At 41.6% G+C, this 20,449-nt stretch carries 23 protein-coding genes, 6 tRNA genes and 1 other RNA gene; 3 read left to right on the top strand and 27 right to left on the bottom strand.

The window, feature by feature from the left end; genetic code table 11:
- Nucleotides 1-16: 16 nt before the first annotated feature.
- From dnaG to M1575_03695, 17 genes are all read right to left on the bottom strand, one after another.
- Nucleotides 17-1,795 (bottom strand): DNA primase, encoded by a 1,779-nt coding sequence (gene dnaG, locus M1575_03615; protein MCL5095786.1) that lies wholly within the window; start codon nt 1,793-1,795, stop codon nt 17-19.
- A gap of 636 nt (nt 1,796-2,431) precedes the next feature.
- Nucleotides 2,432-2,521: transfer RNA gene (locus M1575_03620), tRNA-Ser, on the bottom strand.
- A gap of 82 nt (nt 2,522-2,603) precedes the next feature.
- Nucleotides 2,604-2,675, bottom strand: a tRNA-Arg gene (locus M1575_03625).
- 9 nt (nt 2,676-2,684) lie between these two features.
- A tRNA-Ser gene (locus M1575_03630) sits at nt 2,685-2,774 on the bottom strand.
- A gap of 32 nt (nt 2,775-2,806) precedes the next feature.
- Nucleotides 2,807-2,878: transfer RNA gene (locus tag M1575_03635), tRNA-Arg, on the bottom strand.
- A 5-nt stretch (nt 2,879-2,883) separates the two neighbouring features.
- Nucleotides 2,884-3,378, bottom strand: a complete 495-nt coding sequence (locus tag M1575_03640; GenBank protein ID MCL5095787.1) for a hypothetical protein — start codon at nt 3,376-3,378, stop codon at nt 2,884-2,886.
- A gap of 61 nt (nt 3,379-3,439) precedes the next feature.
- Nucleotides 3,440-3,781 (bottom strand): GIY-YIG nuclease family protein, encoded by a 342-nt coding sequence (locus tag M1575_03645; GenBank protein MCL5095788.1) that lies wholly within the window; start codon nt 3,779-3,781, stop codon nt 3,440-3,442.
- Between the two features lie 40 nt (nt 3,782-3,821).
- Nucleotides 3,822-3,903, bottom strand: a tRNA-Ser gene (locus M1575_03650).
- Between the two features lie 65 nt (nt 3,904-3,968).
- Nucleotides 3,969-4,054 (bottom strand) — tRNA-Ser (locus M1575_03655).
- A 27-nt stretch (nt 4,055-4,081) separates the two neighbouring features.
- Nucleotides 4,082-4,750 carry a double zinc ribbon domain-containing protein gene (locus M1575_03660; GenBank protein ID MCL5095789.1) on the bottom strand — a complete coding sequence of 223 codons (669 nt, stop codon included), beginning with the start codon at nt 4,748-4,750 and terminating at the stop codon, nt 4,082-4,084.
- Between the two features lies 1 nt (nt 4,751).
- A complete protein-coding gene (locus M1575_03665; GenBank protein ID MCL5095790.1) occupies nt 4,752-4,988 on the bottom strand; it encodes a GIY-YIG nuclease family protein in 237 nt (78 codons plus the stop codon).
- Between the two features lie 112 nt (nt 4,989-5,100).
- Nucleotides 5,101-5,477: a transfer-messenger RNA gene (ssrA, locus tag M1575_03670) on the bottom strand.
- A 4-nt stretch (nt 5,478-5,481) separates the two neighbouring features.
- On the bottom strand, nt 5,482-5,925 hold the full coding sequence (gene smpB, locus M1575_03675; protein ID MCL5095791.1) for an SsrA-binding protein SmpB: 444 nt from the start codon (nt 5,923-5,925) through the stop codon (nt 5,482-5,484).
- Between the two features lie 8 nt (nt 5,926-5,933).
- Complete coding sequence (locus tag M1575_03680; GenBank protein MCL5095792.1) at nt 5,934-7,811, bottom strand: hypothetical protein; 1,878 nt, start codon at nt 7,809-7,811, stop codon at nt 5,934-5,936.
- A gap of 24 nt (nt 7,812-7,835) precedes the next feature.
- Nucleotides 7,836-8,072, bottom strand: a complete 237-nt coding sequence (locus M1575_03685) for a hypothetical protein (GenBank protein ID MCL5095793.1) — start codon at nt 8,070-8,072, stop codon at nt 7,836-7,838.
- Complete coding sequence (locus M1575_03690) at nt 8,069-8,725, bottom strand: PH domain-containing protein (GenBank protein ID MCL5095794.1); 657 nt, start codon at nt 8,723-8,725, stop codon at nt 8,069-8,071. The genes M1575_03685 and M1575_03690 overlap by 4 nt, the downstream gene beginning before the upstream one ends.
- 124 nt (nt 8,726-8,849) lie before the next feature.
- The gene (locus M1575_03695; protein ID MCL5095795.1) at nt 8,850-10,556 is read right to left on the bottom strand and encodes a hypothetical protein; all 1,707 of its coding nucleotides are present in this window, start codon (nt 10,554-10,556) and stop codon (nt 8,850-8,852) included.
- A 127-nt stretch (nt 10,557-10,683) separates the two neighbouring features.
- Here M1575_03695 and M1575_03700 point away from each other — a divergent pair, with 127 nt between their 5' ends.
- From M1575_03700 to M1575_03710, 3 genes are all read left to right on the top strand, one after another.
- Nucleotides 10,684-11,544 carry a pilin gene (locus tag M1575_03700; protein ID MCL5095796.1) on the top strand — a complete coding sequence of 287 codons (861 nt, stop codon included), beginning with the start codon at nt 10,684-10,686 and terminating at the stop codon, nt 11,542-11,544.
- Between the two features lie 39 nt (nt 11,545-11,583).
- The gene (locus M1575_03705) at nt 11,584-11,949 is read left to right on the top strand and encodes a four helix bundle protein (GenBank protein MCL5095797.1); all 366 of its coding nucleotides are present in this window, start codon (nt 11,584-11,586) and stop codon (nt 11,947-11,949) included.
- 77 nt (nt 11,950-12,026) lie between these two features.
- On the top strand, nt 12,027-12,350 hold the full coding sequence (locus M1575_03710) for a pilin (GenBank protein ID MCL5095798.1): 324 nt from the start codon (nt 12,027-12,029) through the stop codon (nt 12,348-12,350).
- Here the strand turns inward: M1575_03710 and mvaD are convergent.
- From mvaD to uppS, 10 genes are read right to left on the bottom strand one after another with little or no spacing between them, the layout of a single operon-like run.
- Nucleotides 12,347-13,327, bottom strand: a complete 981-nt coding sequence (gene mvaD / locus M1575_03715) for a diphosphomevalonate decarboxylase (protein MCL5095799.1) — start codon at nt 13,325-13,327, stop codon at nt 12,347-12,349. The genes M1575_03710 and mvaD overlap by 4 nt on opposite strands.
- Before the next feature lie 26 nt (nt 13,328-13,353).
- Nucleotides 13,354-14,325, bottom strand: coding sequence for a mevalonate kinase (gene mvk, locus M1575_03720; GenBank protein ID MCL5095800.1), 972 nt, complete (start codon nt 14,323-14,325; stop codon nt 13,354-13,356).
- Nucleotides 14,322-15,170, bottom strand: a complete 849-nt coding sequence (locus M1575_03725) for a hypothetical protein (protein ID MCL5095801.1) — start codon at nt 15,168-15,170, stop codon at nt 14,322-14,324. Before M1575_03725 ends, mvk begins: the two co-directional genes overlap by 4 nt.
- 9 nt (nt 15,171-15,179) lie before the next feature.
- Nucleotides 15,180-15,479, bottom strand: a complete 300-nt coding sequence (locus M1575_03730; protein ID MCL5095802.1) for an OB-fold domain-containing protein — start codon at nt 15,477-15,479, stop codon at nt 15,180-15,182.
- Complete coding sequence (locus tag M1575_03735; GenBank protein ID MCL5095803.1) at nt 15,476-16,627, bottom strand: thiolase domain-containing protein; 1,152 nt, start codon at nt 16,625-16,627, stop codon at nt 15,476-15,478. The genes M1575_03730 and M1575_03735 overlap by 4 nt, the downstream gene beginning before the upstream one ends.
- Complete coding sequence (locus tag M1575_03740; protein ID MCL5095804.1) at nt 16,624-17,670, bottom strand: hydroxymethylglutaryl-CoA synthase; 1,047 nt, start codon at nt 17,668-17,670, stop codon at nt 16,624-16,626. The genes M1575_03735 and M1575_03740 overlap by 4 nt, the downstream gene beginning before the upstream one ends.
- On the bottom strand, nt 17,663-18,802 hold the full coding sequence (locus M1575_03745) for a hydroxymethylglutaryl-CoA reductase (protein MCL5095805.1): 1,140 nt from the start codon (nt 18,800-18,802) through the stop codon (nt 17,663-17,665). The genes M1575_03740 and M1575_03745 overlap by 8 nt, the downstream gene beginning before the upstream one ends.
- Nucleotides 18,795-19,151, bottom strand: coding sequence for a hypothetical protein (locus M1575_03750; protein ID MCL5095806.1), 357 nt, complete (start codon nt 19,149-19,151; stop codon nt 18,795-18,797). The genes M1575_03745 and M1575_03750 overlap by 8 nt, the downstream gene beginning before the upstream one ends.
- Complete coding sequence (locus tag M1575_03755) at nt 19,082-19,675, bottom strand: sigma-70 family RNA polymerase sigma factor (protein MCL5095807.1); 594 nt, start codon at nt 19,673-19,675, stop codon at nt 19,082-19,084. The genes M1575_03750 and M1575_03755 overlap by 70 nt, the downstream gene beginning before the upstream one ends.
- 12 nt (nt 19,676-19,687) lie before the next feature.
- Nucleotides 19,688-20,404 (bottom strand): polyprenyl diphosphate synthase, encoded by a 717-nt coding sequence (gene uppS / locus M1575_03760; protein ID MCL5095808.1) that lies wholly within the window; start codon nt 20,402-20,404, stop codon nt 19,688-19,690.
- Between the last annotated feature and the right edge of the window lie 45 nt (nt 20,405-20,449).

The raw sequence follows: 20,449 nt of genomic DNA on the forward strand, positions 1-20,449 counted from the left end.
TTTCTCTTTCATTATACTATGTCTTCTGGTATTTTTTAAGCTCGACGGCAATTTGCCGATATTCCTGCGTTAAGGATTCCAGTTCTTCTTTGTTGACTTCTTTCATTTGTGCCGAAAGAGCAAGCAGTTTATTTTTGCAATAAATTTTTTTAATTTCATCGGCAGTTTTTTCCAGTTCGCGTTCAAAAAGTTTTTTGTCGTCTAAAATTGAAGCTAAATCAAGAAGATAGGCCTGATCGAGCGTGGGAACCAGTTCTTGAGGTAAAATTTTAACGAAATCTTTAATCGTAAATTGCGGCTGTTTCGCCAAATAAAGATAGAGCTTTTCAAAAATTTTCCTCAGCGCTTGGTTCGTAAAAATCTCCGGTTTGATCGTCCATTTTTCCTCTTTTAAGATTTCCGTCAAATCAGGACTTTGTAAAATTAAGGCTAAAAATTGTTCTTCTAAGAGTTGTTGTCTTGATATGGCTTGTCCCTGGGTTGAAGTTGGCGAGACTGACCCTGTCTTTCCAAGTTCTTCTTTTTTGGTAAGTTTCTTGGCCGTCTCAATAATCACCTCTTCGGAAACACCTAAAAGGCCAGCCAGTTTTGAAAGATAATGGGATTGAACAATCGGATTGGCAATCTTAGCAAGAGTCGGGATAACCTCGTCGCCGATTTTTCTTTTTCCGTCAGCGGTAGACTTATCAAAACGTTCCAGGGCTTTAGCCAAAAGGTGGTCAAAAACAGGAATGGCTTCTTTAACGGCTTTTTGCCAAAGACCGGGATTGGCCCTAGCGCACTCGTCGGGATCCTTTCCTTGCGGTAAAGAAACGACGTTAATGGTCAAACTCGCCGCGTCAGCGACCTCAATCCCCCGTCTGGCCGCCGCGTCACCGGCCAAGTCCATATCCAAAGCCAAGTCAAGATTTTGGGTAAAACGTTTCAAAAGATTGACCTGGTTAACGGTTAACGCGCTGCCTTTAATGGCGACCACGTTGGCAACTCCGGCCTGAAAAGAAGAGATTAAATCAAATTCTCCTTCAACGATAATCGCCCGATCCTCTTTTTTGATCGCTTCTTTGGTAATATCTAAACCGTACAAAATATTTCCCTTAATATAAACGGCGGTTTCCGGAGTATTAATATATTTAGCCTCTTGGGCTTTTGGATCAAGAGTTCGACCGGCAAAACCCACAATATTACCCCGATGATCACGCAGGGTAAACATTAACCTTCCCCGAAAACGGTCATAATAATTTTTATCATCTTTGATGACTAAACCGGCGGCTTCCATTTCCGGTAAGGAAAAACCTTTTTTCGTTAAAAATTTGATCAGGTTGTCCCAATTTTTTGGCGCCCAACCTAAAGAAAAAGTCTCCAGCGTTTTTTTCTTAACCCCGCGACCCAAAACATAATCTAGGGCTTCCTGACCTGAAGGGTGGTTGACTAAAAGATAATGATAATACTCGCTGGCCAGATGATTGATTTTATAGATTTTTTCCTTATTTTTGGCCTGTTCACTGACTTCAAAACTCCTGATGAGTTTAACCCCGGCTCTTTTGGCTAAAGTCTCTAACGCTTCGGGAAATTCCATATTTTCCATCTGCATCAAAAAGCCGAAAATGTCTCCACCCTTCTGACAACCGAAACAATGCCAGATTTGCCGCTCGGGGGAAATCATGAAAGAGGGTGTTTTTTCGCCGTGGAACGGACAAAGAGCCTTAAAATTCCTCCCGGCTTTTTTTAAGGGCAAATATTCCGAGATCAGATTGACAATATCGATTTTGGTTTTGATTTCTTCAAGTTGATCCATCGCAGGCGCATTATACCATGATCCTGAAGCTGCCGCAGGAAACCAAAAATTAATCTTGACTTTATGATTTGATTACGTTATTCTCCACTTGAAAACTATGCCAAACCAAGAATCGGAACCAAAAATTGGCCCATTAGCCCGATTCTTCTTTCGACTTCGTCATGGACCAAATGTCAACCCGGATAATCGCTTGGTAAATTCTGACTCTGAATGGTTTTATGAACCATCGCTAACCGGTCAACCCGTAGGAATCAAGAAAGACCCATCGGTAGATAAAACTGCGAAGAACGCTCCTAACCAATAATCCCCATTTTATTTCCGTCAATCCTGCGGTGTGTGTTTAAAAAAATCCCTACCTGTGGCAGGCAGGCAAACTGATTTTGGTCTTTGGCGGTAAATTCCTTAACCCCTTTTGTTTTCCTCGGCATGGGAAGTAATTTCAAGATTACAGCTATTAGTCTTTTTGCACCATTCCTCACACTTTTCCATCCATAACCTTTCCTTATAATGCAAATGGCACTCGGGGCATTCATATAATCGCGGCTTTTCTTTTTTAGACCCCAGTTTGATCATGTTTTCTTAATGTTTCCACTAATTGTTTCCCACTCGTCATAGTTTCAAAAGACATTTTCCAACTGGCGGAGAGAGCGAGATTCGAACTCGCGATTACCTTGCGGTAATATTCGCTTTCCAAGCGAACGCACTCGGCCACTATGCGACCTCTCCCTTCGATTTTGCCCGGTCTGACTTGGCTTTATTCAGGGTAAACCATGTTGTGTTTACACTGAAAAATCGACAGATTTTTTAGTGCACTTGGGCAGAATCGAACTGCCATCACAGCCTTCGGAGGGCCGTACTTTATCCGTTAAGCTACAAGTGCTCGGGAATTTGGCGGTGGGAGAGGGATTTGAACCCCCGTGACCCTTGCGGGCCGCATGGTTTTCGAGACCAGCCAGTTGAACCGCTCCTGCATCCCACCCCTTCGGCAAGCTCAGGGTAAACCAAAATAAGTGCGACTACCCAGAATCGAACTGGGATCAGCGGTTCCGCAAACCGCTACTCTATCCATTAAGCTATAGCCGCAATTCTTAACTTTTTTCTAAGGGGACTTTTTCCGACAACCATTTGGCAGCATCGTCCATCCAATTTTTTTCCGGTTTTTCTTTAAAAGCTAAGTTTTTGGAAAGCAGAGCCTTAATTTTCTCCTTATCCTCTATTCCGGTTAAGATAACTAATCTTCCCGGAAATTTTAATTTCGTCGTCACGACCAAAAGCGACTGTCCCCATTTCTCGGCAAACCAAAAAGCAACCAATTCTTCCCATTTATAAAAATGGCCGACACTTTCCAAGCCAAGACTGGTAATTTTGTGCTCGACTTCTTCCGGCGGAATGGTCGCCAGAACATAAGCCACAAAAGCCAAAGCCAAAATGGCGCCGATTAACAAAAATTCTTTGATAAAAACTAAAATGACCGCCAGTAAAAAGACAATGGCGCCAATGGTCGTAAAAAATTCCTTTTCTCTTTTTTTAAAGGGCCTGGAAGCGCTCTTCCAAACAAATAATGTTTCCTCTTGAGCAGACATAATATTTTTCCTCCTTCAGTTCGCCAAAGCTTTCGACTTGGACGACCTGTTTAAGATTATATCACCTTTGCCATTTTTGAAGATAATACTGTACTACTAGAAATTCATGCTTCTTCATAAAAGCCCTTCCTGAACCGGATTTGAGGTATTTCTCAAAGTTAAAAGCAGTATATTTATTAGAAAAGGCAATATAAGAAATAAGTCTTACCGGAAGTCTACCTTTGGTGGCAGGAATTTGACCCTTTTGATGTCTACTAAGTCTGTTTTTAAGATTGTCTGTACAACCAATGTAGGGCTTATTATCACCGCACCGTAAAATATAAACGTAATAAAAGCGGACTGTGTCCGCCGAAGGTCGCCTAAGAATAACAGGTTTATCGTTATTATCAATACTAATTTTCATTAACAAAAGTCGCCACCGCTAAAGCTATGGCGACCGAAGGCGGAGGGTAGAGGGGTCGAACCTCTTAGAGCTTACGCTCACTGGTTTTCAAGACCAGCGCATTACCGTCCTGCCCACCCTCCCTAAAAATGGTTTACACTTGAAAATACCTGCGAAGCACAATTCTTACGAATGGTGTTTTCAAGTGCGGAAGGTACAGGATTCGAACCTGTGCGAGCCTTGCGGCTCAAGGGGTTAGCAACCCCTCGCTTTGGACCACTCAGCCAACCTTCCAATTTTCTTTTATTATAGCAGATCGCCCTATCTGGCCAGAGTTAAACCCCAAACCCATTTGGCGCCGGCTTTTTTCAAAACCGCGCCGCAGGTCCTAAGGGTCGCGCCGGTTGTCCAAACATCGTCAAAAACGTAAATATAGATCTTAGGAATTAGTAATTGGTATTTGGGATTAATAACAAAAGCGTCCTGGATATTTTTCAACCGGTCTTTCTTGGTAAATTCAACTTGTGGTTTGGTGTTTTTGGTTTTAATCAGTAAATCCGAAACCATTTTTAATCCCGTTTTCGCGCCGACAAATTTTCCCAAAAGTTCCGTTTGGCTGAAACCGCGCCAATTTTCGCGTTGGCTGTGCAGAGGAACCGGAACTAAACTTGGATTTTGAAGTTTCATCTCTTTAAGCGGCGCTAAATCAATCAATTCCGAGGCCAGGTCAGAAACCAGTCTGTATTTTAATTCTTTAATGGCTTTTTTCGCCAAACCCTGATAAGACCAAAAAGACGTTAGACCGTCAAGCGCATAGCGGGTTTGACAGCGGGGATGAGTCGCGCCACCAATGGCCGCTCTTTCACAAATCGGGCAGATTTGCCCCTCACACTTTTGAATTTTAGTTGCACATTGCCGACAAAAATATTGTCCCAGCTTGCCGCAGCCCAAACACCGACGGGGAAAAAGAAGATTTAAAAGAAGATTCATTTTAAACTAGCCTTTTATTACGAAAAGCAAAACCGGAATTTGTTTTGAGATATTTCTCGAATTCTAAGGCTTTTTTCTTTGAAGAAAATGCGGCGTAAAAAACAAGTTCTAACGGTCTTAGATTTTTGGTTTGGGAGACTCTGCCTTCTATATGTTCTTTTACTCGTTTTTTGAGATCGGCAGAATAACCAATATAAAATGTTTTATTTATTAACCTTAATATATAAGCGTAATACATGCCCCACTTCGCTAAAGCTCCGTTTGGGGCACCCTTCGCGTGTTCTAACTTTTAAACAAATCGAAGGGGGCTGTGCCACTCCGTAGCCAGGTACTGTATAGTACCTGGCGAAGGGTGGAGATGGGGAGCAATGAACTCCCGTCCGGAAAAACAAATTAAAAACTTCTACAAGCTTAGTCAGACTTTGTCCTCCCGAGGGAGGTTTCGCCTTAATCTGTTCCGTCTGACAAGAAGATTAAAGCTAGTCAACTTAAAATTTGATTTATAACTATCAACGCGGTTATAAACTACATCCTGACTAAGTTTGCGCCCAAAATTCGTCATCAGGAAAAAGAATTAAGGACGGCTTAAGCTTGCTTAGTTATAAGCAGGAACTTGAGCATATGCTAAATTTGCATTAGCAATTAAGTTTTGACAACGTTTTACGAGTTGGTGTCATCCTCGGCTTGCCGTTTTTAAAGTGCAATCTCCGTCGAAACAATCATCCCCATTTTTAAATTTTACCTCTTAATTCTTCTTCGACTTGTCTTTCCAAATCTTTGCGTTTTAAGGCTTCCCGCTTTTCGTACTGTTTCTTACCTCTGGCCAAGGCTATTTCTAATTTGATAAAACTATGACTCGTAGTATAGCACGAAAGCGGAATCAAGGTCAAATTAGATTGCTGCAATCGGCCCTTTAAAGCCATTATTTCCTTTTTATGGAGTAAAAGTTTGCGCGTTCTTTTGGGATCATAGCCTTCGGCCGGAGCGTTTGAGTAGGGATGGATTTGGGCATTAACCAGATAAGCTTCTGTCCCTATAATTTTTACAAACGAACCCTCTAAAGACAGATGTCCTTCTTTAACCGACTTGACCTCTGGTCCGGTTAATTCTAGACCAGCTTCAATTTTCTCCAGAAGTTGATAATCGTGGTAGGCCCGCCGATTGCCGATACGCATATAACTTGTTATTTTAAACCAATTTGATAAATTTTGCTTGCCCGCAAAGATAGGATTTTCTTTTCTCCCTCCGACACCACAAAACCCGAAGTCTGACTCATCCCTTCCCAAAGATACTGGCTTTGATAAGAGCCGTTTTTCTCCAAGACTAAAATCCGGCGATTAAGTTTGTCCAAAAGATAAAGATTTTTCGTTTCTTCACTGGTAAAAAGAAAAAGATTATTGGCTAAGGGTAAGTTTAGATTTTGAATTTCAAAACGATCATTTTTTCCATAAGTGAATTTTAAAATTTTATCCGTGGTCAGCCAAACCGAACCATCAATGGCCAAAGATGAAGCCAGAGCCAGATCCACCTTGTCAAGTAAATAGCCTTTTTTGCCGGAAAAACCCGACTCGCTGCCAACATATTTCCAGATTTGGTTTTTGGTTTTGTCAAGTAAATAGAGATTGTCGGCAAAACTGGTGAGAAAAATTATTTCTCCCCATTCAGGATCAGCTTTAATGGCTAGTTTAGCCGTCCCATCATTTATTTTTATTTGATAAACACCTTTATCGGTCAGGGCAAAAACAGCGCTTGCCGTCACCGTCAGGCTTTTTAAGCCTTTAAAATCTTCGCCACCGGCTAAAATTTGGCTCGCTTTGGACTTGAGGTTGATTTTATAAAGGGAAGAATTTTTCCCATCGGCCACATATAAATTTTCTCCGGCTACAGCGATTTGACTTCCCTCTCCTCCCTCTTTAATTAAGCCCACGTCTAAAAAGACCTCTCCGTTGACTTTATAAACCTGACTGGCCGTTTCTAAATTTTCGTTAATCTTCGTCAATAATTCTTTGATTTTTTTCGCCTCGTTTGAGTTTGGCGAGTAATCTTTGCTTAAAGCCTCAAGGCTATTTAGGGCTTCTTTCAAAAGTTCGCCAGCCCGGGGATTTTTAAGACCAACCAGGGCTTGACCTTCGTTAAGTTGGGCAAGCGCAGACTGATAAATTTGGCTGAAACGGCTTTCGTTTTTACTCCCTAATTTTTTATTCAAACCCAAAACAATACTGATAATCAGTAAAATCGTTAAGATAACGGCGATGCCGAAAATAACTCTTTTCTTCTTTTCCTCTTCGGTCGGTGCCTGCCGAAGATAAATTTGGCTGGACCGACGAAATCTAGAGAATAAATTGTAGATTATAGATGAGAGTTTCCGGAGGAGAATTTTCAGTTTCGATTTTTCCTTTGTTGCCAAATCGGGTTTTGGGGCAAGAAAAGTTTCCTCTTCGGCGGGAAGAGTTTTTTCTTCCGTCCAGGACTCTTTGACTTTAGCAAATTGTAAAAGAAGACCAGCCACCCCGCTGGTATCTTCAGATCGGTGGATTAAACAAGTTAAACCTTCCGAAAAATCAGTGAGGCTAAGATTATTCTCTGGGATTGAAGTTTCAAAAACTTGCTTGACTTCATCAAAAGAAACGACCTCGGAAAATCGTGGCGAGGTTAAAAGAAAAAGATCGTTATCGGTAAGAAGGCCCGAAGCCGTCCCGTCTTCGCTTAAAAGAAGACCAAGTTTCTCCCCTCTTTTGATCATGACACGGCCGGCCCCGCGACTGACTAAATAAAGAACCTGACCAACCTGCACGGCTAAAACCAAGGATAAACTTAGACCTTCGTCAACTTCGATTTTTTTAACCAAAACCTCTAGGTTCGCTAAATTTTTGTAAGGAAGGCTTTGGAAATCGGTGATAATTTTTTCAAAAGTTTCCTTACCCTTGGTGGTGACGGGAAAGCCCGAAGACGCCGCCATTTCCAAAACCAAAAAAAGTTTATTATCAGCGTAAACCCAGGAGTCTATTTCTCCGGTTTGAGGTGTTCCGACTATTTCGGCAAAATTAGCCTTAAAATCCATACCAACCTACGTTTCCGGCAGTTTTCAAAGTAAAGTAAGGGTTAGGATAAAAATCGTCATAGCCGCTAATAAATGCAATAAACCGATAAAGCGCAGGGCCGGAGAAATTTTGGCCTCAACCATCTGGTTCATTAAATCAATTTGCCGAAAACAAATACCGGCAAAAATAAGATAGAGTCCCAAAAGAATTAACAGAAACAATTTTATATAAATCCAGGGCCACCAAGAAACTAAAATCATTAGAAATTGCTCAGCCGTCATACGTTTTCCTCGCTTTTTTCGGTCATTTCGCCGATCGCCCGGACCACCTGCTCCGGATGAGGCACGGCTTCAAAACAAAAATTGGCCTCGGTCCCGGCGGTTTGGATATTGACGTCGCCGTAGTCAAAAATCGCCCGGACCACGCCGCCGAGTTTGTAGCTTAAATCCTGAATTTTGGCGATTCTCGTTGAGGCCAAACGTTTATATAAAAGTTGGTAAAAATCAACGTCAATGATCCGTTCGTTGGTGACGATATAAACATTAAAATACCAGCCGATAAAATTAACTAAAATAAAACCGGTTGTACATAAATACCAAAAGAGACTGATAATTAAAGTCAGATTCGCAGGAATTGGCGGTAAAACTTTCTGCGTTAAAAGAAGGGGCAAAATAACGGTGGGCACCAAAAGCAAAATCACGGAAAAAAGCATCCAGGGGATATTGGTTATCCAATGCTTTCTTAAAAGCATGACAATTTGTTCTTCATCTTCCTGAGTATTAAAACGAACACTGTCGGGGTAAGTCATAAAAGCCGAAAGAGAACCGCCTTTGGATTCCGGAGGAACGACGTTGGGTAAGGTGGTTTTTGGCTCTGAAACTTTTGGCTCTTCGGTTTCAGTTTCTTTTTTGGGGGCGACAAAAAGATCAGGCATGGTCGTTTCACTCCAATTTCTAAATTTTAATTTCTAAATCCTAAATATTTTGAATTTTGAGAATTGTAATTTGCGATTTGTTTAGAATTTAGGATTTGTTATTTAGAATTTTCTTTTTATTATACTATTTTTTCTCGATATTAAAAAATGAAAAACCCGATTGAGGAATCTTCAAATATCCGGGAGCCCGCAAATTAAACCCTTTTTTAAAATCAGCGCCGCTTAAACGAATACTCCCGTTGATGACCACTTCATTGGTCGTGCCGTCGCCCTGAATAACCGACACACTGTCAACAGAATTTATGCCTCCGTATTGACGAGCGACATTTCTTAGTTCGTCTTGGTTGTAAGGATTCCCTCCCCAGCAGGAAGTGGTTGTCGGCGTAATCCGATCGTCATTGGTATTTTTTAAAACTAAGGCGGCGTTGACAATATCAGCCAAATCAGAGGCGGTTAACCAGGGATTAGAGCGACCGCATTTATCACTGTTAACATCATAACCCTTGGTATACCAAGCTTTATAGGCCCAGGGCGAACCGCTTAACTTCTCGTATGATTTGTCAAAAAAATTAGAGCCGCCCGATCCGTCAGTCGTATCCCAACCCATGGTCGTTATAAACCCGCCGGTGGTTGAGGAATAATAAGTCACGACGTCTTCTAAGACTTGGCCGCGGGTCTCATCAACCGCCTGTTTCCAGGAAGACGGAGGGTTGTTTGATTTGCCTTTATTAAAAACCTGACAGCCTTCGTCAGCACAAATGGTCGTGCCATTTTGTTTGTACCTTAAAGCAAAGCTTCTGGCCGCCACGGCTTGCGCTTTCAAAGCATCCGTGCCCCAAGTTGAAGGCATTTCCGCAATCCCGTAAAGATAAGTCGTTTCAAACTCCATTGAGCCGTATCCAGAAACACTGATGTTTCCTCCGGTATCTTTATTAACCGGTTCTTTACCGTAATAAGCCCTTAGGATTTCGCGGTAATTTTTGCCCTGCCCTGCTCTGCCTCTGGCACCATACTGGCTCATGCCTTTACGATGGGTATAAGCTCCGAAGGAAAAAACGGCAAAAGAACCCGAGGGCGCACTTTCGCGAAAACCCTTGATGGAAGCGTTATAATCGTCGGCCAGCTCGCTGTCACCGACCGAGGCGGTAAAACCGCCGCTCTTAACGGCCAAAATCGCTGTCTGTAAAGAGGAAATCGAGCCTTCCAGTTTTTGCTGATAAGAAGTGGCTTCTTTTAAAAGTTTGCGCACCGATTCGGCTCTTTTATCGGTTTCGGCTTTAATTGAGGCTAAACCGGTTTTTTCCGTCTCGAGTTGTTGTTTTTTAGTTTCTAAATCTTTAAGATAAAGGACAATTTCCGTGATTTTTTTCTTATCTTCATTGGTTACCGCCCGCTGATAAGCCAGTTCTCTTAAAAAAGACGCGGCGCTTCCTTTTGAAAAAATTAAAACCAGGGGGTTATCATAATAGCTTCGAATATAAAAGTGGCGGACTCTTTTGGCTAATACTTCTTCCTGGGCCGCCAAATTCTCATCCCCTTTTTTGATTTCTTTTTCCTTAATAAATAGCTCTCCCTCAATTTGTTTAATTCTTTTTTGAAAATTAGCAATATCGGTTTCCATTTTCCGTAAATCCTCTTCGTGAGGCTTGATCGCTTGCTCCATTAAGTCCCACGCGTGTTGGCAACTCTCCATTTTCGTTTGGCAATCCAAAAGATTGGTACAGGTTGAAACACAATCCTCGGCAAGAACGAAAGGGGGATGCTTAAAAAGAAAATTAAAAGTAAAAATCAAAAAAATTAAGCTTAAAAATGAAAGGAAGGTTTTTTTCATCTAATCTCCTCATTATATCAAAGATAAATGAGCAAATTATTTGATTTCTTTGATTAATTCGCTTTGCTCATTATATCAAATCTTCTCTCTCTTGAAATTTCTCCAGCCATCAGCTATCCTGAAGGTAATGAAGAGAGTTTTGGGAGTATTGATTGGCTTGGTTTTTTTAATTTTAAGTTCAGGCTCCGCTTATGCCGAAAACTGTTCTTTCAGTTTCCCGGGACAGGTAACAACCGCACAAATTATCACTATAACCGTAACGCCCACTACTCTTGATTCAATTTATAATTTAGAAGTTTTTAAAGACGGTAGTCCTTATGCCAATATTGATCAAACCGCAAATTCTACCAGTTTAATCTTTAGTGTCGGCCCTTATCCCGAAGGCTTTTATGGCTGGAGTGTGTGGGTAAAAAATAGTAATGGGCAAACATTAAAGGGATGTTTTGCCCCACCGCTTCCAAAAACCACGCAAGTTGTTAATTCCAGTGGCAAATTCAAAGGCTCTGGATGCGGAACGGCACAAGCAAAATGTGTGGCCGATCCCAATGGTGTCTCTTTAACTGAATGTCAAAAGAAGTGTAAAAACACACTTACTTCATCTCCTCCTCCTAATGATCCTTGCGCGGGAGCAGGAGCAATCACTTCTTCGGAATATCAGAAATGCAATGATTGTCTTAAGGGTAATGATCCGGCTACTGCTGGTAAACCCGGCGCTTATACCGCCTTAGGTTGTATTTCTACCGATCCTCAAGGTTTTGTTTCTTGGCTTTTGGGAGCGGTCATCGGTATTGCCGGCGGCATTGTTTTTCTTTTAATTCTTTACGGCGGGTTTCAGATTTTAACTTCAACCGGCGATCCGGAAAAACTGAACAACGGCAAAGAAATTATTGTTTCGGCCATCGCCGGACTTTTGATGATTGTCTTTTCTGTGCTATTATTGAAAATAATCGGCGTGGATATTTTAAAAATACCAGGATTCCAAAAGTAAAATTCTAAACTCTAAATTCGAAATCCTAAACAAATTTTAATGCTCCAATCCGTAAATTTTAAACAAAACCACTACGATCTTGAAGAAAGAACCTTAAAGTTTTCCCAAAGAATATTTAATTACGTAAATAAGCTTACAAAGACAATTACCAATCTTGAGATTGGCAAACAACTTATAAGGTCGGCTTGCTCTGTTGGAGCTAATTACATTGAAGCAAACGAATCCTTGAGTAAAAAAGATTTTATCATGAGAGCTAAAATTTCCAAGAAAGAAGCAAAAGAAAGCCGTTATTGGTTAATCCTTAGCCAACCAAACGAAACAGAGATTGAAGAAAAAGAAGCTTTAATAAGAGAGGTTAACGAACTGATGAAAATTTTTGGTGCAATCTTAGAAAAATCTAAGTAGTTTTCAAAAAAATAATGTGGGTTATAAGTTTATAGTTTGTAATTTGTTTAGAATTTAGTTATTATGATTTAGAATTTATGAAATATTTAGCACAGATAGATTTTGACAATTTTAATAAGGCCATCTTCAAAAATGGGGGTCCGTTTGTTGATATAAAAACTTCCAGTCTGGGTTTAATTATCTCTGAATTTTTAAAATATCTTTTCCCTCTGGCCGGGCTTTTGCTGTTTGCTTATTTGGTCATGGGTGGCTTTAGTTACTTGACCTCCGGCGGGGATCCTAAGGCAACAGAACAGGCTAAAAGCAAAGTAACAAACGCCATCGTGGGTTTTGTGATTTTAGTGGTCGCTTATTGGATCGTGCAAATTTTCGGCTACATGTTCGGCATCACCATTTTTTAAAATAAGTGGTCTTCGACTAAACTGGCTCCTCTGGCGGGAAAATTGACGATAATATTTCTGACTTCTTTCACTTGCTTTAATTTCTCTTCCAAGGCTTTAAGATTTTTTTGTTCACAAAGAAGATGGACATCCTGGCCCGTATTAATCGTAAAATAAACCAAAAGTCCTTCGCGGCGCCAGTCTTTGACAAGTTTCATTAATTTTAAAGTTCCCGGTGTCCAATAGATTAACGACGGCCGGGAAGTTAACATAATCGCGTGCAGTTCTAAAGCTTCAGCCTCAATTAATTCCCCAAATTGAGAGAATTTTTTTTCTTTGATAAGTTCTTTGGCCAGTTCTAACTTGGTTTTTATACCGGCTAATCTGGTTTGGAAAAACGGACTTGTCGCCACCAGTTTTTGTCCTTCGGTGGTCGAAACATCTTTTGGCCCCTCACTCACAATGGCAACGACATCGCTAATTGCCCAATAGTCCGGCGGAAACAAAGAAAGAGCGTAAGAACTTTCGCTCTTTTCCCCGTCCAGCCACTCTACAAAACCATCAGGGATAGAACGACAAGCAGAACCGGAACCCTGTCTGGCTAAAATGGAAAGTTCTTTTTTTGACAAATTAAGTCCCGCGGCGAAAGAAGCCGCCAGGGTTAGGGCGGCAAAACCGGAAGCAGAGGAAGATAGGCCTGTTCCTTTCGGAAAATTATTTTCGGAAACAACTTTGGCCCGGTCATTTAAACCGGCTAATTTTCTGACGCGATCAAGATGCTCGATAACCCGAATCGCTTCTTCTTTTTCTTGTTGATTATTAATTATAATTTCGTCTTTTTTATATTGAGGACTAAATTCCACGGTTGTTTTTGTTTGTAAGTTGCTTAAATTCATTGATATGCTGCCGTTTTCCGGCAAACGCAAAACCTCATCTTTTTTACCCCAATATTTAATAAAGGCGATATTTGACGGGGCAATCGCTGTAACTTTCATCATAGACTTAATACATAATACTTAATACTTTATACTTCAATTTTTATTCCTTCAGTATTGGCTTTAACCGACAAAACTTCTCCGCCTGCCTTAGTTATGGCCCTTTCTACTAATTTTCTTTTCTCTTCAGAAACCAAAGCAATCATACAATCGCCACCGCCGGCTCCGGATAATTTCGCTCCGTAAGCTCCGACATCAAGAGCCGCTTGACACATCTTGTCAAGTTTATCAATACTGACTCCCAGTTGCTTTAATAAATGGTGATTTTTGTTCATTAAATCACCGACTTTATCCCATTCTTTTTTTAGAATTTTTTCCTTGGCCTGATTGACAATCTCTTCGATCCGGTTATAAATTCCCTCGACTAATTCGGGGTTTTTGTCGGCTTTTTCTTTGACCTGATTTATCAAAGTAACCGTATCGGCTTTTATTCCGCTATAACCAACAACCAGCGGTATCGAATCAATATTAATCGGCTCAATAATTTTTCCGCCTGTCCAAAAATAAATCGTTCCCCCGTAAATGGCGGCCGCGACATCAAAGCCCGATCCTTTGCCTTGAATATCCAAAACCGTTTTGTAAGAAAGATCAAAGATTTCTTTATTGGTTAATTTAATCTTGGCAATCTCTGACAAACACTTTAGAACACAAACGGTTAAAGCCGACGAAGACCCAAAACCAAATTGGGCAGAAAATTCAGCCCGGGTTTTGATTTTTAAACCAGCGGGAAGTTGATATTCCGTCAAAAAGTTCTTAACGGCCATTTCGACAAACCTGGCGGCCTTAGGAATGTCCCCTTTTCCCAAATCCTTAAGCTCTTTTTGGTATTCTTGTATTTGAACATCCGGAGCTTCAAGGAGTAAAATTTGGTCTTTAATTATCTCCGTCTCTAGGTTTAAGCGCTGATTAACCGCCGTTACCAAACAGGGTCTGTTGTAAACCACCGCATGTTCGCCAAAAAGCATTAATTTTCCCGGTGCGGAAATAGTGATTTTTTTCATACGATTGTCAGACCTTTGACGCCAAATTTAACTTTAAAAGCTTCCAGTCCTAAATCATGACCTAATTTTAATATCTCGTCGGGGTTTTGATGATAACAAAGAAGAAGACCTGTTTCCTTTTTCCTGCCGCCGCCGCCACAAATCTTGGCCGCTCCCCCGATTTTTTCAATTTCACCGACAATGTTTTTTACATATAAACTGACTATCCCCAGATCCTCAAGACAGCTCTCGCAATTTTGAATGCTATTTTTTAACAATTGGTCATCTTTCTTTTCGATAGCCAAGAGAAATAATTTAGTTTGTTTCTCAATGACATTAAATATCCCCTCAATTTTGCTTTTTTCTTTGATCCGTCTTTTTCTAACCATTTCGACCATCTCTCCGGTCGTTTCTATCGGTTTTCCGGTATTGATCAAAATAAATCTGGGAAGTCTCTTTAATTTAAGTTTTTTAAAGATTTTGCCTTTTTTGGTTTTCTTGTACCATAAGACGCCACCGTAAGTACAAATGGTCGGATCAACTCCCGAAGAATTAACATGATAACTTTTTTCATAATCTATGGCTAACTTATTGATTTTTGCTAATAAATTTTGATTTAAATTGGTTTCCCCACTCAGGGCAAATTTAGAAGCCGCCTGGATAACCGAAAGCGCGGCCGATGATCCCATTCCGATCCCTAAAGGAATTTCCGATCTTATCTTCGAGACGGTTGTGTTGCCGTCTGTTTGTATTGTTGCCGTCATTCTTTTATCCACGGCCGCGACCAGCGCCGGCCGGCCGTAAACAACGGCGTGTTCCCCCATTAAAATGATTTTGCCGGGGCAAGATATCTTAATTTTTTGCATAAAAAGATTTTAAATGGGAGTAAATTTGATACCGTAAGGAATAACACCTTCACTGTCGGGTTTGTGCATCCGACGATAGACGGCTTTAACTTTTTGGCCAACGCGCAAATCTTTTTCCTGCCAATTCACCAGTTGGGCTACAAATCTTTCCTTATTTTCTAATTCCACCAAGGCCACCGGGTAAGGCGTTACTTCTTCAAAACCCAAGGGCGGCACTTTAATGACCGTCCAAGAAATAATTTTGGCTTCTTTGCCTAAAAGACTGGTGATCTTTTTTTGATGACGCCAAACTTTAACTGGTGAAATCATAAACTCTCCAAAAGATGAATAACGGCAACCGCTCCCGAACCGCCAACATTATGAGTTAAGCCGATTTTTGCCTTTTTAACCTGTCTTGACCCGGCTTTGCCGGCTAATTGATTGGCAATTTCCGCCACTTGCTTAACGCCGGTGGCGCCGACCGGATGACCACAGGCCTTAAGTCCGCCGGAAGGATTAATAACCGGTTTTCCTTGACCTAATTTCGTTTTGCCCAGAGCAATCTTTTTAGCGGCCTGACCCCTTTTAAAAATTCCCAAATCCTCACAAGCGAGAATTTCCGCAATTGTAAAACAGTCATGAACCTCGGCCACGTCTATTTTTTCTGGATTAATCTTGGCTATTTGATAGGCTTTTTGCGCGGCGCTAACGACCGCACCCAGACTCGTTAAACTTTTGCGCCCGGCTAAACCCAAACTGTCAGTCGCCACCGCCGAAGCCGTAATATAAGCCAGAGGTTTGTGTCTTTTCCCTGGCCGTTCTTGACTTAAAATAATGGCCGAAGCTCCGTCAGAAACAGGCGAACAATCAAGCAATTTTAGAGGTTCGGCAATTGAGGAACTGGCTAAGACCTGTTCCAAAGTAATTTCAAATGGAAATTGGGCTTTTAAGTTGAAAGAAGCATGGTAATGGTTTTTAACCGCAACCGCGGCCAGCTCTTTTTCGGTCGCCTGATATTTTTCCATGTAAGCTTTGGCCAAAATCGCGTATAAACCGGGAAAGGTTATTCCCGAAGCTCTTTCTTCATCATGACCGGCGGCCATTAAAGCTTGCGCCACCTCGGCCGGATTATGATCGGTCATCTTTTCCACACCGACCACCAAAACGGTTTTATAGGTTTTCGCCAAAATCCCGTTAACCGCACTATGAACCGCCAATCCTCCGGAGGCACAAGCTCCCTCAATTTTAAAAGCCGCAACCGAAACGCCCAACTCTTCGGCAAAAAGAGCCCCCAAATTTTCCTGCCCGCCCAAAATACCGGAGAGCATATTGCCGATATAGACGGCTTCGATTTCCTTCATGTCGAGTTGCGCATCAATTAAAGCCTCATTCACGGCTTCCCGGACTAAGGTTCGGGGTGACACTTCCCAAAGTTCCCCAAATTTTGTTGTTCCCGTACCTAAAACAGCTACTTTCATATTTTTCTTGTGTATTTCAAATATTCTGTATAGGTTATGTCTTTTTTCTTTTGCAAAAAACTACTTAATCCCGGCGCTAATTTTCTTCTTAATGGCAAAAGTTTGGTTGTTTTCAAAATAAAACTGTCTGCACCGGCGCCTGAACCATACGAGGTCAGAAAAAGAAGCCGGTTGGGTTGGGCCGTTTCTAAAACCCGGCACAAACCCAAAAGAGCTGAAGCTGAATACGGATTGCCAATCTCTTTAACCGTTAAGCTCGGCTCAAGCTGTTCTTGGGTAAAACCGAGCCTTTTGGCTATGTCCACGGGGAATTTACCGTTGGGCATATGAAAAATACAAGAGGCAAAATCCTTAGGTTTGAGTTGGGTTTTTTGTAATAATTTTTGACTGGCTTCCTGCACGTGGGCAAAATAGGCCGGCTCGCCGGTAAATCTACCCTGATGTGAAGGATAAGGAATACCGTCACGACGCCAAAAATCCGGCGTGTCTGACGAATAAGAAAGAAAGTCTAAAACTTCAACCAAAAAATTTTCTTTGTTTCTCCCTAAGACAAAAGCGGCCGCCCCGGCGCCGGCGGTATATTCTAAAATATCGTGGGGCTTGGCTTGTGAAGAATCACTGCCGATGACTAAGCCATATCTTATAAGCCCTGCTTCTAAAAGTCCGGCGAGATTTTCCAAACCAGAAGTGGCGGCTTTACAGGCAAATTCTAAATCCGCCGCCAGATAATTATGGCCGACACCTAGGGCTTCGCCGACGATGGTGGCGCTGGGATTAACGGCATACGGGTGAGACTCCGAACCAACATAGACCGCTTCAATCTCTGAGGCTTCTTTGCCACTTATCATGAGGGCGTTTTTCGCCGCTTCCACAGCCATCGTCACCGCGTCCTCGTCAGGTCCGACCACCGCTTTTTCCCTAACACCCAAAGATCTTTCCATGTCCTGGGCGTTTTTCCCCCAGACCTTAGCGATTTCCGCAACCTTAATTCTGTTTTGAGGGACGTAACTACCAAAACCGACAATGCCGACATTTTTAAGCACTGTGTCCTCCTCTTGCCAGCTTTAAATGGGCCCCAGCTAAACTGCCTTCGGCTAAACTGGCTAAAAGCGACAATTCTCCGGCTAAAACCGCGCCGGCCATCACTTTGGCCAAAATATCCGTCTTGGGTTTTTCTTGGCCAAAAATAATCCCTAAACCTTCTTTTTGCGTCGCTAAATTAGTCCCGCCGCCGACGGTCCCGATCATTAAATCGGGTAAATAAACGGAAAAATATAAATCCTGGTCAACAATTTCCGCCGTGGTTAAACCCAAACTCCCCTCGGTGATATGGGCAAGGTCTTGGCCGGTAGCGGCAAAAACGGCGGCAATAATATTGGCAAAGTGAGCGTTAAAAGCCATCGAACCGGAAAGAGCCGAACCGATTAAACACTTATTTAACCAAACCTCAAAGATTTTTTGAGCCTTGGTTTTGAGAACTTCTTTAAGAACTTTTTCGGTAATTTGCACTTCAGCCCAGACTTTTCGGCCACGGCCAAAAAGAAAATTGCGCCAGGCCTGTTTTTTATCAACACAAAAATTGCCGCTTAAACTTAAACACCGGCTTTGGGTTTTGGCTTCGATTAGGGGAATAAAGGCCTGGGTGGCGATTGTTGCCATGTTCATCCCCATGGCTTCTTCGGTATTGAAATAAAATCTGGCAAAAACGTTTTTACCAACCACCTGGGTTTCGACTTTAGTCAAGTCTAAATGGTTGGAGGTCTTTTGCGCCAAAGTTTTAAGCTTGTCAAGATTTTCCGTTAACCAATTGGCCAGTTTAAAAGAAAAAGCTAACGAATCGGTCTTAAAAACAGGACCGCGCGTCGTCCCGATTTTTTCCAAAAAAACATTAGCCCCACCAACCAAGCCAATCGCTTTACAACCACGATTAACGGAAGCAACCAAAGCTCCCTCGGTCGTAGCCAGGGGTAAATAATAATAATCCTTACCAATCTTTAAAGGTCCGGCTACGCCCAAAGGTAATTGGATGACACCAATCATCTGTTCACAGTTTCGCGTGCTAATCAACTTATCGTCCAAAGAATAACAACCGATATTTTTTAAAGAAATTTTTAATTCTTTTTCTAGGGTTTCTCTTCTTTCCTCAACGGTTTTGACCTTCCTTAAATCAGACATTTTTCCTCCTCAACCAAAGATAAAACCAGAAAAATAAATAGGCAAAGATGACGCCGGCCAAAAAACTAACCAGAAAAAAACCGATGATGGCAATATTGCCAAATCTTAAAAGAGGCGCGCCGGTCAAGACCCTGGCGACCAAAATCCCGAAAATTCCTCCCAGCCAAAAATAAAATGGTAAACCGAAAATAAGAAGAATCTGTAAAGGGTCTTTTTCTCGTTCCAGAACCGTCATGGTTTTAAAGGGATGAAGCAAAATTCCCAAAAGATTGCGGCAGGTTAGATAACCTTCTTTGATAAAAAAGAGGCCGAAGAAACGGAAATAGGACTTTTTTCGGTCTTTTGCCATTCTTTCTGAAAAGCCAATCTGGCCCGAGAAAGTCTCGATTCAACCGCTTTCACGGAAATTTGCCGTAGATTAGCGATTTTCGCCATAGAAAGACCTTCAATATACTTTAGTCGTAAAATTTCCCGATATCCTTCGGAAAGACGCGCAAAGACCTTTTCGATTTCCTCCTTAACTTCTTTTTGCTGAAAAGACATCTCCGGTCCTAAGGCCTGACTGGCTAATTTTTCCAAGAAAGGCAGATGGGAAAAAATTAGGCTTTTAATTTTTCTTTTGCGATAAAAATCCGCCACCTCGTGAAGCGTAATACTTTTAGCCCAGGTTAAAATGGAGGAGCGAAAATCAAAAAAAGATAACGAGTCAAAAATCGAAAGAAAAGTATCCTGCAAGATCTCCTCGGCATCTTCTCTTTTGTCAATCTTACCCTTAATCAAAAGAAAAAGAGCGGGGGCATATTTTTGGTAAAAGATTTTAGCCGCTCTTTTGTTTCCCTTAATAACTTCCGCAATTAATTTTTTCTCATCCATATGTTTTCTAATTTAATTTCCTCCGAATCTTCGCTGCCGGTGACTGTATTCCAAAATCGCCTGTTTTAAATCCTCGATTGAACAATCCGGTAAATATTTTTTAATAAAAACAAATTCCGTATAAGCCATTTGCCAAGGCAAAAGACCCGAGGTCCGCATTTCTCCGGAAGTTCTCACCAAAAGATCAGGATTGGGATACGGCTGATCTCTGGTATCGAGAAACTCGGAAAATTTCTCCTCGTTTAAATTTTTAATTTTAAATTTTAAATTTTTAATTCGAGTTATTGCGCGCAATAACTCGTCCCGGCCGCCGTAATCCACGGCTATATTTAAAACATGTTTTTGATTTAAAACGGTTTCCTTTTCCGCTTTTTCCAGGGTTTTTTGAAAACTTAAGGGAATTCGGTCTTTTCTGCCCAAATGAATAATTCTGACCTTGTCTTTTTGAAATTCCGGTAAATATTTCTTGATCGTTGCCTCTTCTAACTCCATTAAATATTTAACCTCTTCTTTGCTTCTTTGCCAGTTTTCCGTGGAAAAACCCCAAAAAGTAACCGTGTGAATTCCCCACTTTCTTGCCTGTTTCGCCATTTGTAAAAGTACTTGGAAACCCTTTTGGTGACCGACAAAGGAAGGAAGATGATGAATTTTCGCCCAGCGCCGGTTGCCGTCGGGAATAATCGCCAAATGATTGGGAAGTTTTGTTCCCGGGGGAAAAGGATTAGCCATGACTAAAGATTATACCATGAAGTTATTCCACACCTCAAGATTCCC

It is taken from the genome of Patescibacteria group bacterium (assembly GCA_023473585.1).
Classification (GTDB): domain Bacteria; phylum Patescibacteriota; class Microgenomatia; order JAMCYU01; family JAMCYU01; genus JAMCYU01.